The organism is Streptomyces sp. NPDC088124 (assembly GCF_040685895.1).
GTDB lineage: Bacteria > Actinomycetota > Actinomycetes > Streptomycetales > Streptomycetaceae > Streptomyces.
In genome coordinates, this window is the sequence record NZ_JBFBJB010000047.1 from 12,222 (window position 1) to 31,660 (window position 19,439).

3 protein-coding genes are annotated in these 19,439 nt (G+C 76.3%); all 3 read right to left on the bottom strand.

Annotation, left to right across the window (positions count from 1 at the left end; translation table 11 throughout):
- Positions 1-266: 266 nt before the first annotated feature.
- The 3 genes from AB0P17_RS31560 to AB0P17_RS31570 are packed head-to-tail and all read right to left on the bottom strand — an operon-like array spanning position 267 to position 19,183.
- Positions 267-5,846, bottom strand: a complete 5,580-nt coding sequence (locus AB0P17_RS31560; protein WP_365816206.1) for a type I polyketide synthase — start codon at positions 5,844-5,846, stop codon at positions 267-269.
- Positions 5,843-12,526: an SDR family NAD(P)-dependent oxidoreductase gene (locus tag AB0P17_RS31565; protein WP_365816208.1), complete on the bottom strand. Its 6,684-nt coding sequence runs from the start codon at positions 12,524-12,526 to the stop codon at positions 5,843-5,845. Before AB0P17_RS31565 ends, AB0P17_RS31560 begins: the two co-directional genes overlap by 4 nt.
- 18 nt (positions 12,527-12,544) lie before the next feature.
- The gene (locus tag AB0P17_RS31570) at positions 12,545-19,183 is read right to left on the bottom strand and encodes a type I polyketide synthase (RefSeq protein ID WP_365816210.1); all 6,639 of its coding nucleotides are present in this window, start codon (positions 19,181-19,183) and stop codon (positions 12,545-12,547) included.
- Positions 19,184-19,439: the final 256 nt, after the last annotated feature.

The window sequence follows — 19,439 nt, forward strand, 5'->3', positions numbered from 1 at the left end:
CAGGAGGGCCGGGGCCTGGTAGGGGGGCGGGTCCTGGCAGGGGCTATTGGGGAGGACTTCTGTTCGGTCGGGAAGTGGTGGGCGGCGGTGAGGAGGGTGACGTGGCGGTGCCAGGTTGTGAACGAGCGCTGGTCAGCACGGGCCAACGGCGCAAACACCTCCCCAGCGAACTCCTCCCACCGACCCCGACACGCAGCGAGTTCATCCACCCTCATACCAGCGGGAAACCATCAAGGCGACCACGTGCCCAGAGACGTCACAAAGCCCTACCAGGGCGTGGTGATGATCGGCCCGGGAGCCGGGGCGAGCCAGTGGCGCAGGGCGTCGGCGGTGTCCGCGGAGTCCTCGGCGGTCATCGTGAAGTGGTCACCCGGGACCTCGGCCAGCGTGTGGTCGAGCGGCCACGCGGTACGCCAGTGCCGGTCCGGCAGCGGCTCGCCGCCGGTGCCGGGCACGCCGCGTCGCGGCCGGACCACCAGGGTCGCGGCGGCCACCGGCCGCGGCCGCCAGTCCAGGAACATCCGCAGGTAGTGGCCCGCGGCGGTGATCACACTGTCGTCGAACCTGGCGAGGCCGGGCCGGCGCAGAACCGCGCGGTTCATGGCCGTGGCCAGGTCGGGCGGGACGTCCGAGGGCACATACGTGTCCAGCAGGACCACGCCCCGCGGGCCGCGGCCCGCGGCCTCCAGCCGGGCCGCCACATCGTGCGCCAGCAGCCCGCCGCTCGAACCGCCGACCAGCACCACCGGCCCGTTCCCGGCGCACTGCACCGCGGCGTCGGCCAGCGCCCCGGTGAGCGCCTCGGGGGAAGCGGCCAGCGGCTCGCCCGGCTCGAAACCGGGCACCGTCAGCACCGACAGGTCGAAGGCCCCCCGCAGACAGGCTGCCAGGCGGGCGAATTGCAGCACGCCGTGCACGGGCAGCATGGACGGCAGGCAGACCAGTCGCGGGGCCAGGTCCGGCTCCGCGGCGCTGGAGAGGCCGATCGCCCGTACCACCGGGGCGGGACGGTCCCGCTCGGTGAACACCGGACGCAGGGCGGCCGCGCTCGCGGCGAGCGTCCGCATCTCCTCGGTACGGCCGCGTTCGGCCAGTTCCCGGTAGACGGCGGACAGTGTCTGGCCGCCAGTTCCACGGTCCGAGCCACCTCCCTCGTCCGGGGCGGGGCCGTCCGGGTCCGTCAGGTCGCCCAGATCGTCCAGCATGCGCCGCGCCAGCGCCGCCGGCGTCGGGTACTCGAAGACGACCGTGGCCGCCAGGGCCAACCCGGTAGCCCTGGCCAGCCGGTTACGCAGACCGATCGCCATGAGCGAGTCGAAGCCCAGCAGTGCGAAGGGCCGGTCCGGCGCCACGTCCTCGGCCGTGGCGAAGCCGAGCTCCTCGGCCGCCGCATCGCGGGCCAGCCCGGTCAGCACGGTCAGCCGCGCGGCCGGGTCCAGCCCCCGCAGCCGGTCGAGTACGGCGGTGGGTCCGGCGGCCGGTGACCGCGGCTCCGCCCCGGCCAGACGGTGCAGGACCGGCGGGAGCAGCCCGTCACCGGCCGACGCCGCCAGGGCACCACGGTCCAGGGCCGCCGCGACGACCGCCGCCCGACTGCCGGCCAGCGCGGCGTCCAGCAGCCGCAGGCCGTACGCGTCGTCCATCGCCCCCAGGCCCAGCCTGGACATCCGCGCCAGGTCCGCGCCGCGCAGCGACCCCGTCATCGCGCCGGACCGCGCCCACATGCCCCAGGCCACCGAGACGCCGGGGGCGCCACCGGCCCGGCGGCGGGCGGCGATCGCGTCCAGCGCCGCGTTGGCGGCGGCGTAATTGCCCTGGCCGCCGGAGCCCAGCACGCCCGCCAGGGAGGAGAACAGCACCAGCGCGACCGAGTCGCGGGCGCGGGTCAACTCGTCCAGATGGACGGCGGCGTCGGCCTTCGGTGCCAGGACCCGGTCCAGCCGCTGTTGGTCCAGGGCGCTGATCACCCCGTCGTCCAGCACCCCGGCGGTGTGCACGACGGCCGTCAGCGGCGCGTCCGCCGGTACCCGCGCCAGCAGCGCGCGCACCTCCTCGCGGTCCGCCACGTCGCACGCCACGATGTCGACCCGCGCCCCCGACCGTTCCAGCTCCGCACGCAGCTCCGCCGCACCGGGTGCCAGCGGGCCGCGGCGGCCCGCCAGCACCACGCTGCGCACGCCGTGCGCCGCCACCAGGTGCCGGGCCGTCAGCATGCCCAGCGCTCCGGTACCTCCGGTCACCACCACCGTCCCCGCCGGGTCCCACGACGACCGGCGGCTCGTGCTCCCGGCCACCTCGCCGGCCGCCACAGGCACCAGCCGTGGCACCCACACCCGGCCGCCGCGCACCGCGAGCTGGGCCTCGCCGCGGGCCGCGCCCGCCTCTGCCAGGGCCGCCAGGTCGGCGGCGTCGGCCGCGTCGGCCAGGGGCAGGACGGTCGAGTCGCCCTTGCCGGCGGGCGTCGCCACACCGTTCGAGCCACTCTTGTCCGCAGGCGCCGGCACACCGTCCGGACGGTCCGGGGCCGCGGCACCGGCCGTCCCCGTGCCATCCCCCGCCCCGGCGCGGTCGAGCAGGACGACCCGGTCGGGGTACTCCGTCCGGGCCGAGCTGACCAGGCCCCACACCGCCGCGGCGGCCGGGTCGACCGCGGTGGCCTCGTCGACGCCCTCCACCGTGACGGCGCGGCGCGTCACGACCGCCAGCCGGGCCGAGGCCCAGGCCGGGTCCGCGGTGAACGCGCGCAGCACGGCCAGCACCCGGCCGGTGGACTCGCGTATCCGCCGCGGTTCGTCGCCGTCCGCGCTGCCTCCGGGGACGGGAAGCACCACCCAGGACACGCCCAGAGCCGGTGTACGGTCCGCGAGTTCCCGCGCGTCACGGACGGTCAGTACGGTTCCCGGTCCGAGCACCGCCCTTTCGCCCGGCGACCTGACCCAGTCGATGCCGAACAGCCCCTCGACGGCCGCCGGATCCGCCCCCGTGGGCCGACGGACCGGACGCCCCGGCTCCGGCTCCTCTACGTCCGACGAGCCGGCCGGTGAAGCGGTAGCCGGGCCGGAGACCAGCCAGTACCGATGCCGCTGGAAGGCGGTCGTCGGCAGGGACACCCCAGGCGCCCGTCCGGGCAGCACCGCCCGCCAGTCCACCGCCCCGCCCCGTACGAACACCTCGGCCGCCGCGGCGGTCACGGACACCACCTCGTCCGCGTCCCGGCGCACAGCCGGTACGCAGGGCAGCGCACCGCCCGCGCACTCCGCGCCCTGCGCGCTCAGCGCCCCGTCCGGGCCGATCTCCACCAGCGCCGGCACCTCGGCGTCGGCCGCGACAGCCGCCACCGCGTCGGCGAACCGCACTGGTCGGCGGGCCTGCCCCACCCAGTACTCGGGCGTGCACACCTCCTCGTCCGCCCGCCGGCCGGTCACCGTCGACACCACCGGCACCCGCGCGGGCCCGTACGACAGGCTCTCCGCGACTTTCCGCAGGTCTCCGAGGACCGGCTCCACCAGCGCGGAGTGGAAGGCGTGGCTCACCCGCAGCCGGGTGGTCCTGCGCCCCTCGGCCGCCAGTTCCGCCGCCACCGCCCCGACCGCGCCGATCTCGCCGGAGACCACCACGGAACCGGGGGAGTTCACCACCGCGATCCCGGCTCCCGGCCGTCCGGCCAGCGCGGCCAGCACCCGCTCCTCGGGCGCCGCCACCGCGACCATGGCGCCGTTCGCGGGCAGCGCCTGCATCAACCGTCCGCGGGCCGCCACCAGGGAGGCCGCGTCCGCCAGCGACAGCACGCCCGCCACATGGGCGGCCGCCACCTCGCCCACCGAGTGGCCGAGCACCAGCGCGGGACGCAGACCCCACGACGCGAACAGAGCGGACAGCGCGACCTGCACCGCGAACAGGCCGGTCTGCGCGTACACCGTCCGGTTCAGCAGCGCGGCCCGTTCACCGCCGGCCGGCGCGAACACCACCTCGCGCACCCCGAACGGCACCCGGTCGCCCAGACACCGGTCCAGCTCCGCGCACGCCGCGTCGAAGGCATCCGCGTACACGCCGAACGCCTCATGCAACTCCCGGCCCATTCCCGGCCGCTGCGTGCCCTGACCGGAGAACATCCACCCGGCACCGCCGCGCCCCGGACCCGCTCCGTCGCCGGTGACCGGCCCCGCCCCCCGGACCACGCCCCGGGGCTCCCGGCCGTCGCGCAGCGCGCGCAGGCCGGCCAGCGCCTCACCACGGTCCCGGGCCACCACCACGGCCCGCCGCTCCCGGACGGTACGGTCCAGCAGGGCCCGCCCCGTCTCCTCCGTACGGACACCGGCGCTGTCCGCCGACTCCCACCAGGCCAGCAGCCGCCCGGCCTGGGCCCGCAGCCCGCCGGAGGAGCGCGCCGACAGGACCAGGGGGACCACCCCCTGGCCGTCCGGCGGCACGGCGACCGCGTCTGCGGACCGCTCCGGCCGCTCCGCCTCCTCGACGATCACATGGGCGTTGGTGCCGCTGATGCCGAACGACGACACACCCGCCCTCCTCGGATGCCCGGCGCGTTCCCACTCCCGGGGCGCCGTCAGCACCCGTACATGCCCGGCCGACCAGTCGACCCGCGACGAGACCCGGTCGACGTGCAGCGACGCGGGCATCACGCCATGGCGCATCGCCATCACCATCTTGATCAGGCCGGCGACGCCGGCGGCGGCCTGCGTGTGGCCGATGTTCGACTTCACCGAGCCCACCCACAGCGGCCGTTCCGGACCCCGGTCCCCGCCGTACGCGGCCAGCAGGGCGCCCGCCTCGATCGGGTCGCCCAGCGCCGTACCGGTACCGTGCGCCTCGACCATGTCCACCTCGGCCGCGGACAGTCCGGCGCCGGCCAGCGACCGGCGGATCACCCGGAGCTGCGATGCGCCGCTCGGCGCCGTCAGTCCGTTGGAGGCACCGTCCTGGTTCACCGCGGAACCGCGCACCACGGCCCAGACCCGGTGACCGCGCCTGCGGGCCACCGACAGCCGCTCCAGCACCAGGACCCCGGCGCCCTCGCCGAAGCCGGTCCCGTCCGCCCCGTCGGCGAACGCCCGGCACCGCGCGTCCGCCGACAGGCCCCGCTGCCGGGCGAACTCCACGAGGACGGTGGGGGTGGCCATCACGGCGGCCCCGCCGGCCAGCGCCATCGAGCAGTCCCCGGCCCGCAGCGCCCGGCAGGCCAGGTGCAGGGCCACCAGGGAGGACGAGCAGGCGGTGTCCACGGTGACCGCGGGACCGGTCAGGCCCAGGACGTACGCCACCCGGCCACTGGCCACGCTCGGCGCGGCGCCGGTGGCCAGCAGGCCCTCCACCGCGGCCTGCCGGTCCGGCTCGGTCCCGCTGCCGTAGCCGTAGTAGGACAGGCCGGTGAACACCCCGACCTCCTCGCCGCTCAGCGATACCGGGTCGATACCGGCGCGCTCCACCGCCTCCCAGGACACCTCCAGGAGCAGCCGCTGCTGCGGGTCCATCGCCAGGGCCTCGCGCGGCGAGATACCGAAGAACGGCGCGTCGAAGTCGCCGGCGTCCGGCAGGAATCCGCCGCCGCGGGTGTAGATCCGGCCCTGCGCGTCCGGGTCGGGGTCGTACAGCCCCTCAAGGTCCCAGCCCCGGTTCTCCGGGAGGCCGGAGATCGCGTCCTCGCCGTCCGCGACCAGCCGCCACAGGTCTTCCGGCGAGGCGACGCCGCCGGGGAAGCGGCAGCCGATGCCGACGATCGCGATCGGCTCGCGTGCCCGGTCCTCCGCCTCGTCCAGTCTCCGGTTGGCCTCCCGCAGGTCTGCCGTCGCCCGCCGCAGGTACTCCCGTAACCGCTCCTCGTTCGTCACCGGGCCTCCACGCCTCCGGCGAGACCGCCGGTGCCTTCCCCGCCGTATGCCCTGAACTCGTCGTCCAGCGCGCTGAACAGCTCCTCGTCCGTGGCCGCCGCCAGGTCGTCGGGCGACGGCGCGGCGCCTTCGGCCGGAGGCTGCCTGCCGGCCCACCGGCGCAGCAGGCCCTGCAGCCGGGTCCCGATGCCTTCGGCGTCCCGCTCGTCCACCTCACCGGCCAGCCCGGCCAGTACCCGTTCGAGCCGGTCGAGTTCGGCCGTGACGGCGGCGGTGCCGGACGCGGCCCGCGGCGTCAGCTGCTCGCGCAGGTAGGCCGCCAGCGCCCTGGGCGTCGGGTGCTCGAACACCACGGTCACCGGAAGACGTACTCCGGTGGCCGCCCCGAGCCGGTTGCGCAGGTCCACCGCGGCCAGCGAGTCGAACCCGAGGTCCTTGAACGCGCGGCCGCCCGGAACGGCCTCCGGGCCGCTGTGCCCGAGCGCGACCGCCGCGTGCCCGCGGACCAGATCGGTGAGGGCCACGTCCTGATCGTCCGGGGAGAGCCCGCGCAGCCGTTCGGCCAAGGCGGAGGACGACGGCGCGGCGGACGCGGCGTGGGCGCGGCGGCGCGGCGGCGCGGCGCCGAGGTTCCGCAGGATCGCCGGGAGCAGGCCCGCGGTCTCCTGGTCGCGGAGGGCGGCCTCGTCGATGAGCGCGGGGACCGCGACCGCGTCCGGGCCGCGCAGGGCACTGTCGAACAGCCGCAGTGCCCTCTCGGTGGGCATGGGCGCGATGCCGGCGCGTCCCAGCCGCGCGTGGTCCGTCCCGGCCAGTGTGCCGGTCAGGCCGCTGGCCTCCTGCCACAGACCCCAGTCCAGGGACAGCGCCGGCAAGCCGAGGGAGCGGCGGTGCTGGACCAGCGCGTCGAGGAAGGTGTTCGCGGCGCTGTAATTGGCCTGGCCGGCGTTGCCGAGCACACCCGCCGCGGAGGAGAACACCACGAACAGGGCGAGGCCGGTGCCGGCGGTCGCCTCGTGGAGGTTGACCGCCGCGTCCGCCTTCGGCCGCAGCACCGCCTCCAGACGCTCCGGCGTCAGGGCCGTCAGCAGCCCGTCGTCCAGGGTGCCGGCCGCGTGGACCACGCCGGTCAGCGGGTGTTCGGGAGCGATCCGGGCCAGCAGCCGGTCCAGGTCGTCGCGGTCCGCGGCGTCGCACGCGGCCACGGTCACCTCGGCGCCCGCGGCGGTCAGCGCGTCCCGGAGGCCGTCGGCGCCCGGCGCCCGCGCGCCCTGCCTACTCGCCAGCAGCAGATGCCGGACCCCGTGGACGGCGACCAGGTGACGGGCGATCAGCCCGCCGAGCGTTCCGGTGCCCCCGGTGATGAGGACCGTGCCGTGCGGGTCGAGCGCCGACGGGATGCTCAGCACCGCCTTGGCCGGCCGCGGCGGCGCCTCACCGGTGGGCGCGCCCGGAGTGGCGGGCACGCCCTGGGCGGGTGCGCCGACGGACCGGAACGCCTCCGCGGCCCGCCGCGCGTCCCAGATCCGCACCTGGGGCGCGCCCGGCCCGCCGCGCCGGAGGAGCCGTACGGCCTCCCGCAGCATCGGGCCGATCCGTTCCGGGCCCGCGTCGGCCAGGTCACAGGACCGGTGGCGTACGGCGGGGTGCGCCGCGGCCTCCGGGTGACCGGCGGCCGGCAGGGCACCGCCCGCGGCCACGAACCGTCCGCCACGCGGAAGCAGCCGCAGCGAGAGGGCGGGCGACCCGGGCCCGGAGAAGTCCAGCAGTACATCCACACCGCGCCCCTCCGAGGCGGCCAGAACGGCGTCCTCGACGTCGGCCCCGTGCGAGCGGACCAGGCGCGCGTCGTCCACGCCGCACGCCCGCAGCAGCTCCCGCCCCGCCTCGCCGGCCGTGGCGAAGACCTCGGCGCCCAGATGCCGGGCCAGCAGCACCGCGGCCGTCCCGGGACCGGTGTCGGCGCCGTGCACCAGCACCGTCTCGCCCGGCGCGAGCTCCGCCGGCCCCCGCAGCGCCCACAGGGCCGTCACCCAGTCCGACGGCACCGAGGCGCCCCGTTCGTACGACCAGTCCTCCGGCAGTCCCACCACCGTCCGCGCGTCGGCCACCGCCAGCGGGCCGAAGGCGTGCGGCAGGAGACCCATGACACGGTCGCCCACGGCCGGGCCGGTGACCCCGGGCCCGACCTCGGTCACCACACCGGCCCCTTCGGCGCCGAGCGGGCCCGAGACGTCCCCTCGCGCGCCCCGTACGTCGGCCGGGCCGACCCCCGCGGCCCGCACCGCGACGCGGATCTGCCCGGCCCGCAGCGGCGCCGCCGCCTCGGGCGCGGGCAGCAGGGCCAGGCCGTCCGCCGCTCCCGCACCGGTGGTCGCCAGCCGCCACGGGGCGGGACCGGCGGGCAGCGTCAGTCCGTCCGCCGCGGCCGACCGTACCAGCCGCGGGACCAGGATCCGGCCGCCGCGCACGGCGAGTTGCGGCTGGTCGGAGATGATCGCGCCGACCAGCGCGGCGGCCGAGGCGGCGCCGTCGAGATCGGCCAGCACGAACCGGCCGGGGTGCTCCGACTGTGCCGACCGCACCAGGCCCCACACACCGGCAGCGGCCAGGTCGTCGACGCCCTCGTCGGGGCCGGTGGCCACCGCCCGCCGCGTCACCAGCACCAGACGCGAGTGCGCCAACCGCTTGTCGGCCAGCCATGTCCGGAGCAGGTCGAGCACCCGTCCGGTCACCGTCCGCACCGCGGCGGCCAGGCCGGCACCCGCCGGTTCCGGGCCGGCCGGGGGCCCGCCGCCCACGACGGCCAGCACGGTGTCCGGCACGGCGGAGCCGCCGTCGAGCGCGTCCAGGAAGGCGGCAGGCCCGTCGTGGATCCGGCAGTCCCCGCCGAGCGTGGCCTCAAGACCGGCGCTGTCGCCACCGGCTCGCAGCAGCGCGCCCGCCGACCGGTGTGCCACCGGGCTGTCCTCGGGCGCCGGCGTCCACTCCACGCGCAGCGGCAGATCCGGTGCGCGGCCCGCGCCGGCGGTCAGCCCGGCCAGGGCGACCGGCCGCAGCATCAGCTCCTCCACCGAGGCGACCGGTCTGCCCGCGGCGTCCGCCACCTCGATCGCGACCGCGTCCGTGCCGGTACGGGACAGCCGCACCCGCACGGACGAGTCGGCCGTGGCGAACAGCCGTACGCCCTTCCAGCCGAAGGGCAGCCGTACCTGGCCCTCGTCCGCCGTCAGTTCGTCGGTGCCCAGCGCGTGCAGCACCGAGTCCAGCAGCGCCGGATGGATGCCGAACCCGTCCTCGGCCGGTGCGCCCGCACCGGCCTCCGCCGGGAGCACCGCCTCGGCGAACGTCTCCTCGCCCGCCCGGTACACGGCCGTCAGCCCCTGGAACGCGGGCCCGTAGTCGTAGCCGCTGTCGGCCAGCCGCTCGCGGACCGTGTCGACCGCGACCGGCTCGGCGCCCGGCGGCGGCCACTCGGAGAGGTCGAAGGAGGCGGGTCCGGTGTCCGGGGCGAGGACCCCGCTCGCGTGCCGGGTCCACGGCTGGGCCGGGCCGGTGTCCTGCGGCCGGGAGAAGACACCGACTTCGCGCAGTCCGGCCTCGTCGGGACCGCCGACCACCACCTGGAGCTGGACCGCGCCCTCCTCGGGCAGGACCAGCGGGGCCTGCACGGCCAGCTCCCGCACCCGGTCGCACCCGACCTCGTCGCCGGCCCGCAGGGCCAGTTCGAGGAAGGCCGTCCCCGGCAGCAGGACCACACCGGCCACCGCGTGGTCGGCCAGCCACGGCTGCGCCTTGAGCGACAGCCGGCCGCTCAGCGTCACCTCGTCCCGCTCCGCGGACGGCAGCACCGCGGCCAGCAGCGGATGGCCGGCCGTCCGCAGTCCGGCGGACGATACATCGCCGGCCGCCTGCGCCGCCTCCAGCCAGTACCTCCGGTGCTGGAAGGCGTAGGTGGGCAGGGCGACACGCCGCCCGCCCAGCGGGGCGAACACCGGCTCCCAGTCCACCGCGACGCCGTGGACGTACGCCTCGGCCAGGGCGGTGTGGAACCTGCCGAGGCCGCCCTGGTCGCGGGCCAGGGTCCCGACGACCACGGCGGCACGGCCGGCCGCGTCCGCGGTCTCCTGTGTTCCCACGGTCAGCACCGGGTGCGGGCTGCACTCGACGAAGACACCGAAGTCGTCGTCCAGCAGGCTGCGCACGGCGTCCTCGTACCGGACGGTCCGGCGCAGGTTGCGGTACCAGTACGCGGCGTCGAGCCCCTCGGTGCCGACGGCTTCGCCGCTGACGGTCGAGTAGAACAGCACGTCGGACGGGCGGGGCGCGATGTCCCGCAGCACCCGCGTGACCTCGTCGCGGATCGCGTCCACATGGGCGGAGTGCGAGGCGTAGTCCACCGGTACCCGCTTGGCCCGCACGCCCTCGTTCTGGTAGCCGGAGGTCAGGTCGGCGAGCGCGTCGGCGTCGCCGGAGACGACGGTGGAGGCCGGTCCGTTCACCGCGGCGATGCCCAGCCGGCCGTCGTAGGCGGCGAGCCGCTCGGTCACCCGGTCGGCGGGCAGCGGTACGGACAGCATGCCTCCGAGGCCGGACAGCCGGGTCAGTACCCGGCTGCGCAGGGCGACGACACGGGCGCCGTCCTCCAGGGACAGTGCCCCTGCCACCACCGCGGCGGCGATCTCCCCCTGGGAGTGGCCCACCACGGCGTCCGGGGTCACCCCGTACGACCGCCACAGCGCCGCCAGCGACACCATCACCGCCCACAGCACCGGCTGCACCACGTCCACCCGGTCGGTGGGCGGCGCGCCGGGCAGCCCACGGATCACATCGGTCAGCGACCAGTCCACGACGGGGGCCAGGGCCCGCTCGCACGCGCGCATGCGCTGCGCGAACACCGGTGCGGTGTCGAGGAGTTCGGCCGCCATGCCGTCCCACTGCGATCCCTGGCCGGGGAAGACGAAGACGGTGCCGGCCAGTTCCTCGGCCACGGTGCCCTCGGTCAGGCAGGCGGCGGGCCGGCCCTCGGCCAGGCACTCCAGCCCATGGCGGAACGTCGCGCGGTCGTCGGCGACGATCACCGCGCGCGCCGCCAGCCGGGCGCGGGTCGTCGCCAGAGAGTGGCCGATGTCCACCAGGTCCGGTCCGGCGTCCCCGGACACGAAGCCCAGCAACCGGGCGGCCTGGGCCCGCAGGGCGCCCGCCGTCTTCCCGGACAGCAGCCAGGGCACGGCGACCGTGCCACGGAGTCGGCCGCCGGCCGCGGCCCGTTCCTGGACCTCGTCCCCGGGCCGGCCGGCCGGCGCCTCCTCGACGATCAGATGGGCGTTGGTGCCGCTGATGCCGAACGACGACACCGCGGCCCGCCGCGGACCCGGCCCGTTCCACGGAGTCGGCTCGGTGAGCAGGCGCAGCGCCCCGGACTCCCAGTCGACGTGCGGCGACGGCTCCTCGGCGTGCAGAGTGCGCGGCAGCACGCCGTGCCGCAGCGCCATCACCATCTTGATCACTCCGGCCACGCCGGCCGCGGCCTGGGGGTGGCCGATGTTGGACTTCACCGACCCTAGCCACAGGGGCCGTTCCGGCGCGCGGTTCTCACCGTAGGTGGCCAGCAGGGCGCCGGCCTCGATCGGGTCGCCCAGGGTGGTGCCGGTGCCGTGCGCCTCCACCGCGTCGATGTCGTCCGCCGTCAGCCCCGCGTCGGCCAGCGCCTGCCGGATGACGCGTTCCTGTGACGGGCCGTTGGGGGCCGACAGGCCGTTGCTGGCCCCGTCCTGGTTGACGGCGCTGCCGCGCACCACCGCGAGGACCGGGTGGCCGTTGGCTTGGGCGTCGGAGAGGCGCTCCAGCAGGAGTACGCCCGCGCCCTCGCCAGGGCCGAAGCCGTCGGCCCCGGCGCCGAACGCCCGGCACCGGCCGTCGGCGGACAGCGCGCGCTGCCGGCTGAAGCCGACGAACGTCTCGGGGACGGCCATCAGCGTGACCCCGCCGGCCAGGGCCATCGAGGACTCGCCGCGCCGCAGGGACTGGCAGGCCAGGTGCAGCGCCACCAGGGAGGACGAGCAGGCGGTGTCCACGGTGACCGCGGGGCCCTGGAGCCCGTAGGTGTAGGCGATCCGGCCGGAGATCACGCTGGTCAGCGTGCCGGTCAGGATGTAGCCCTCGGTGCCCTCCGCCCGGTCCGTCATGCCCTGTCCGTAGCCCTGCGCGTAGGCGCCCATGAAGACTCCGGTGGAGCTGCCCCGCAGCGCCTCGGGGCGGATCCCGGCCGTCTCCAGCGTCTCCCAGCAGACTTCGAGCAGCTGTCGCTGCTGCGGGTCCATGGCCAGGGCCTCGCGCGGGGAGATGCCGAACAGCTCCGCGTCGAAGTCGCCGGCGTCCCGCAGGAATCCGCCGCCCCGGGTGTAGAAGCGGCCGGCCCGGTCCGGGTCGGGGTCGTAGAGCCCGTCGACGTCCCAGCCGCGGTCGCGCGGCCAGGGCACGATCGCGTCCTCGCCGACGGAGACCAGCCGCCACAGGTCGTCGGCAGAGCCGACACCTCCGGGGAATCGGCAGCCCATGCCGACCACCGCGATCGGCTCGTGCTGCGCGGCGACCAGCTCGTCGATCCGGCGGCGCGTGGTGCGCAGCTCGGCCGTCAACCGCTTCAGGTACTGCACGGACTTGTCGTCGTGGGTCATGACGCGCCTGCCTTTCCGCTATGCGCCGCCGAGTTCACGGTCCAGCAAGTCGTAGATCGACTCGGCCGTGGCGGTCTCCAGATCCTGGTCGTCCGGGCTGTCGGCCGCCCCGCTGCCGTACCGCGACAGGAGCGGCACCGGCCGTACCGCCACGGTGGGGGCGGCGGGGGCGGCCGGTTCGAGGCCGGTCGGGGCGGACTCGAACGGGGCGGTCCTCGGGAGCTGGGACAGCAGGAAGGCCGCCAGTTCCCTGGGCGTGGGGTGGTTGAAGACGGCGGTCGACGGCAGCCGCACACCGGCCGCCGCGCCGAGCCGGTTGCGCAGTTCCACCCCGCTCAGCGAGTCGAAGCCCAGCTTCCGGAAGGACCGGTCCGGGCCGACGGCGTCCGGGCCGGCGTGGCCGAGCACGACGGCCGCCTCCCGGCGGACCAGGTTGACCACCAGCCGCTGGCGTTCGGATGCGGACAGGCCGGCCAGCCGCTCGGTCAGCCCCTCCGGGCCGGTGCCGTCCGGCGTGCCGCTGTCCGACGTGGTGCTGTCCGGTGTGGCGCCGTTCGGGGCGCCCGCCGCCCGCGGCAGCGCGGGCCGCACCAGTGACCGCAGCACGGCCGGTACCTGAGCCGTCGGCCGGCCGTCCAGCGAGCCGAGGTCCAGCCGGGCCGGGACGACCGTCGACCGGTCTCCGCGGCAGGCGGCGTCGAACAGGTCCAGCGCCCGCGAGGTGGACAGCCCCGCGATGCCGCCGCGGGCCATCCGAGCCCGGTCGGCCTCGCCCATGTGCGCGGTCATCCCGCTGGCGTCCTGCCAGTACCCCCAAGCCAGCGACACCGCGGGCAGCCCGGCCGACCGCCGGTGGGCGGCGAGCCCGTCGAGGAACGTGTTGCCCGCCGCGTAACCGGCCTGGCCCGGCGTGCCGAGCACACCGGCCGCCGAGGAGAACAGGACGAACGCCCGCAGGTCGAGGTGGCGGGTCAGCTCGTGCAGATTCCACGCGGCGTCCGCCTTCGGCCGCAGGACGTGTTCCAGCTGCGGCACGGTCAACGTGTCGATCAGGCCGTCCTCCAGCACGCCCGCGGCGTGCACCACGCCGGTGAGCGGGGCCCTCAGCCCGGCCCGTTCGACGACCCCGGCCAGGGCGTCGCGGTCGGCGGCGTCGCACGCCTCGACGCGTACCGAGGCGCCCAGCGCGGTCAGCTCCCTGACCAGCTCGGCGGCTCCGGGCGCCGCCATGCCCTGACGGCCGGTCAGCACCAGCCCGGTGACGCCGTGTGTCCGCACGAGCCTGCGCGCGACCTGAGCGCCCAGCACTCCGGTGCCGCCGGTGATCAGCACCGTCCCGTCCGGGCCGAACCGAGGAGGCAGCGTCAGGACGACCTTGCCGATGTGGCGCGCGAGGCTCATATGACGCAGGGCCTGCCGGGCGCGGCGTACGTCCCAGGCGGTCACCGGCAGGGCCCGCAGCGAACCGTCGTCGAAGCCGCGGACGAGTTCGGCGAGCATCGCGGCGATCCGCGCGGGGCCGGCGTCCATCAGGTCGAACGCCCGGTACGACACGCCGGGGTGATCCCGGGCGACCTGCGCCGCGTCACGGATGTCGGTCTTGCCCATCTCCACGAACCGGCCGCCCGGTCCGAGCAGCCGCAGCGAGGCGTCGGTGAACTCGCCGGTCAGCGAGTTGAGCACCAGGTCCAGCACCCCGGCCTCGGCGCGGAACCGCGCCTCGAAGCCGGTGTCCCGGGAGGAGGCGAGGTGCCGGTCGTCCAGCCCCATCCGGCGCAGCACCGGCCACTTGGCCGGACTCGCGGTGGCGAAGACCTCGAGGCCGAGGCGGCGGGCCAGCTGTACGGCGGCCATCCCCACCCCGCCCGCGGCGGCGTGGACCAGCACCTTGCGGCCGGGCGCGGCGCCGCCCAGGTCGACCAGCCCGTGGAGCGCGGTCATGAACGCCACCGGCACCGTCGCCGCCTCGGCGAACGACCACCCATGCGGTACGGGGGCCAGCAGCCCGGTGTCCACGACAGCCGACGGCCCGCAGCCCTGCCCGAACAGGCCCATGACACGGTCGCCGACGGCGATGTCCGTCATACCCGGGCCGGTCTCCACCACCACGCCCGCGCCCTCGGCGCCGAGCGGCCGGTCGTCCTGGACCAGCCCGAGGCCGACCACCACGTCCCGGAAGTTGACGCCGACGGCACGGACGTCCAGACGCACCTCGCTGGCCCGCAGCTCGCGCGCGCCTCCCTCGAAGGGGACCAGCGCCAGGTCGTCCAGCGTCTGCCGCTCGCCGGCCTCCAGCCGCCACCCCGGCGCCGTCGGCACGGGCAGTGCCTCGGTGTCGTCCTCGCGCCCGAGCCGGGGGACGTACACGGTGCCCCCGCGCAGCACGAACTGCTCGCCGACCGGGTCGGCACCGCTCCCGGACCGGGCGGCCCGCGCCCACCAGGAGAGAGCGGCGGGCAGCTCCGACCACCGGTCCACGTCCACCAGGGCGAACCGCCTGGGGTGCTCCGCCATCGCGGACCTGAGCAGTCCCCACACCGCGGCGCCGCCGAGGTCGGTCACCGCCTCGCCCTCCGCGGTCGCCACCGCGCCACACGTCGCGACCACCAGGACCGACGCCTCCCAGCGCCCGTCGAGCCACTGGCGTACGACATCCAGCACGTCCCGCAGCCGCTGGTGCGCCTGCGCGGCCGCACCCGGGCCGTTGCCGGTGCCGGTGTCCGCGGTCACCGGCAGGCACACCAGCGGTGAGACATCCTCCTTCACGTCGGACAGCGACCTCGCGGTCGCCGTCCCCGTCACGCCGGGCGGCACCGGGTCCCCGACGACGACCGCCTGTGCCCCGGCCTCGCCGTTCTCCCGGATGTCGCCCGCCTGCTGCCAGCGCAGGACGAACAGGTCGCCGCCGGCCGGGTCACCGGACGCCGCCGTTGCCAGCACCGCCGGGTCGACGGGGCGCACGACCAGGGAGTCCACGGCGAGGACAGGTGCGCCCGCGGCGTCCACGACCGACACCCGCACCGCGGCGTCCTCCTGACCGGCGACCAGCGGCTCGCGGGCGACGCGCACCCGTACGGCGGTCGCGCCGGCCGCGCTGAGCGACACCCCGCCGAACGCGAACGGCAGCAGGAGCGGCCCGCCCGTACCCCGTGGCGCGGCGGCGAGCGTGCAGTGCAGTACGGCGTCCAGCAGAGCGGGGTGGACGGCGTAATCCCCGGCGTCCGCGCGCGCCTCGTCCGGGAGCACGACCTCGGCCAGGACCTCGTCCCCGAGGCGCCAGACCGCCTGGACACCGCGGAAGGCGGGCCCGTACGCATAGCCCCGGGCGGCGAGTTCGTCGTAGAACCCGTCCGTCGGAACCGGTACGGCGCCGGGCGGGGGCCAGGCCTGACCGTGGACCGGCTCCGGCGCATCCCCCGAGGCGGCCGCGGCGCCGCCGGGCGGCGCGTCGCGGGGGCTCAGCGCCCCGGTGGCGTGCCGGGTCCACGGCCCGCCCCCGGCGGCAGGCCGCTCCGGGTCCTGCTCCGGCCTGGAGTGGATCTCCAGCGCCCGCCGGCCGGACGGCTCGGGCCGCGCCAGGACCACCTGCACCTGGACGGCGCCGTCCGGGGCCAGGAGCAGCGGAGTGTGCAGGACGAGGTCCTCGACGCCGCCGCAGCCGGCCTGGCCCGCCGCGTGCAGGGCCAGGTCGACCAGCAGGCTGCCCGGCGCCGGCACCGTACCGGCGACGACATGGTCGGCCAGCCACGGCTGCCGGGCCGGTGAGATCCGCCCGACCAACACCAACTCGTCCGACCCGGCCACCGGTACGGCCGCGCTGAGCACCGGGTGGTCCACCCGGTCCAGCCCGAGCCGGTCGGCCCGTCCGGGCTCGTCCGCACCGCCGTCGGCGGGTGTGTGCAGCCAGTAGGGCCGGTGCTGGAACGGGTACCTCGGCAAGTCGACCCGGCCGGCCGGTGCGCCGGACGCACCGGTGGCGGTCAGCGTGGCCGGCCAGTCGACCCGGGCTCCGCCGGCCCACAGCCGGGCGACGGAGGCCAGCATCTCGTGCCGGTCGTCGCCGTCCCGCCGCAGCGACCCGCTCACCACGATGTCCCGCCGCTCCAGGTCGGCGCGGTCCTCGATGCTCATCGTCAGCACCGGGTGCGGACTGACCTCGATGAACGTCCGGTGGTCGGCCAGCACGGCGCGGACGGTCTCGTCGAACAGCACGGTCTGCCGGAGGTTCCGGTACCAGTAGTCTGCGTCCAGGCCACGGGTGTCGAACAGACCGCCGGTCACGGTGGAGTAGAACGCGGCCTCGCCCGCGACAGGGGTGATGTCCGCCAGCGCGTCCGCGAGTTCCCGCCGCAGCGGTTCCACCGCGGCGGAGTGGGACGCGAAGTCCACCGGCAGCCGTCGGGCCCGGATCCCGTCGGCCTCACAGCCGGCGACGAACGCGGCCAGGGCGTCCGGCGGACCGGAGACGACGGTCGTCCCGGGGCCGTTCACCGCGGCCACCTCCAGCGGCCCGGGCTCGCGGCCCAGCCGGCGGCGTACCTCGTCGACGCCCAGCGCCACCGCCGCCATGGCGCCCGGGGCGGCCAGCGCGGCGACCGCCCGGCTGCGCAGGGCGACGATCCGGGCACCGTCGGCCCGCGACAGGCCGCCCGCGACGCAGGCCGCCGCGACCTCGCCCTGCGAATGGCCCAGCACCGCGGCGGGGCGCACCCCGCAGGCGCGCCACAGCGCGGCCAGTGACACCATCGTGCCCCAGAGCACCGGCTGCACCACGTCGGTGCGGTCCGGCGACGGCGCGCCGGCCGCCTGGCGCACCACGTCGACCAGCGACCATCCGGTCCACGGCCGCAGCGCCGCGTCGCACTCGTCGAGGGCCTCGGCGAACACCGGGGAGGCGCCGTACAGCTGACGTCCCATCCCGACCCACTGGGTGCCCTGGCCGGGGAAGACGAAGACGGCGCCGGCGCCGGTGCCCACCTGTCCGGACACCAGGCCGGCCGCGGACCCGCCCGCGGCGAGCGCGGTCAGCCCGGCGCGCAGCTCCCCCCGCCCCCGGCCGAGCACCACCGCGCGGTGCTCCAGACCGGCCCGGCTGCGGGCCAGCGCCGCCGCGACCCGCCCGACGGGTACGCCCCGGCCCGCGCCCCGGGTGAACTCGGCCAGCTGGCGGGCCCGTTCGCGCAGCGCCGTCGGCGAGTGCGCGGTCAGCACCCAGGGAACCGTACGGTCCGGTCCGGGCCCGGTGCCGTCGTCGGCCCCGTCGGTCGCGTCGGCGGGCGCCTCCTCGAGGATGACGTGCGCGTTGGTCCCGCTGACGCCGAACGAGGACACACCGGCCCGGCGGGGCGGGCCGTCCGTCCGCCAGGGCACCGCCTGTTGCAGCAGCCGCACGGGCCCGGAGTCCCAGTCGATGTGCGGGGAGAGCTCGTCGGCGTGCAGGGTCCGCGGCAACTCGGCGTGGCGCATCGCCATCACCATCTTGATCAGGCCGGCGACGCCGGCGGCGGCCTGCGTGTGGCCGATGTTCGACTTCACCGAGCCCAGCCACAGTGGTCGCTCCGGGTGCCGGTCCCCGCCGTACGCGGCCAGCAGGGCCCGCGCCTCGATGGGGTCGCCCAGCGCGGTCCCCGAGCCGTGTGCCTCGACCGCGTCCACGTCGGACGCCGCGACGCCCGCGTCGGCCAGCGCCTGCCGGATCACCCGCTCCTGCGCCCGGCCGTTGGGGGCCGTCAGGCCGTTGCTGGCGCCGTCCTGGTTCACAGCCGAGCCGCGCACCACGGCCAGCACGTCGTGCCCGTTCCGGCGCGCGGCCGACAGCGTCTCCAGCACCAGCAGCCCGACGCCCTCGGCCGGGCCGAACCCGTCGGCGCCCGCGCCGAAGGCCCGGCAGCGTCCGTCCACCGACAGCCCGCGCTGGCGGCTGAACCCGACGAAGACCCCGGGCGCGGCCATCACGGTGACACCACCGGCCAGGGCCCTCTCGCACTCGCCGCGGCGCAGCGCCTGCGCCGCCAGGTGCACGGCCACCAGGGAGGACGAGCACACCGTGTCGGTGGTGACTGCGGGTCCTTCCAGGCCCAGCACGTACGACACCCGGCCCGAGGCCACGCTGATCGTCTGGCCGGTCATCAGATAGCTCTCGGCGCCGTCGGTGGCCTGGTGCAGGCGGGGGCCGTAGTCCTGCGTCATCACACCGGCGAACACGCCCGTGCGGCTGCCCCGCAGCGCCGTCGGATCGATCCCGGCGTCCTCCAGCGCCTCCCAGGCGACCTCCAGCAGCAGCCGCTGCTGGGGGTCCATGGCCAGCGCCTCGCGCGGCGAGATGTCGAAGAATCCCGCGTCGAACTGCTCCGCGTCGTGGAGGAATCCGCCCCCCTTGGAGTAGAAGCGGCCCTGCGCGTCCGGGTCGGGGTCGTACAGCCCCTCAAGGTCCCAGCCCCGGTTCTCCGGGAGGCCGGAGATCGCGTCCTCGCCGTCCGCGACCAGCCGCCACAGGTCTTCCGGCGAGGCGACGCCGCCGGGGAAGCGGCAGCCGATGCCGACGATCGCGATCGGCTCGCGTGCCCGGTCCTCCGCCTCGTCCAGTCTCCGGTTGGCCTCCCGCAGGTCCGCCGTCGCCCGCCGCAGGTACTCCCGTAACCGCTCCTCGTTCGTCACCGGGCCCCACTCCCTCCGCGCAGCGGGGCGGGGGCGGGAGATAACAGAGTGCTTCCAGCCATGAGACGTCCTCACCAGAAGGATTCGGAAATGCCGCGCGGGGGAGGATGAGCAAAGCGATCGCGAGTGAATACTCCCGCACCGGCATTTCGCAATACGCGCGGGATCCGGGTGGAGATGCGGCGCTGCCGCCGCGCAGAAATTACCCCAAGTCGTTTTGCACCGTCAAGAGTGATCGTCAGGAGTGATCGACTGG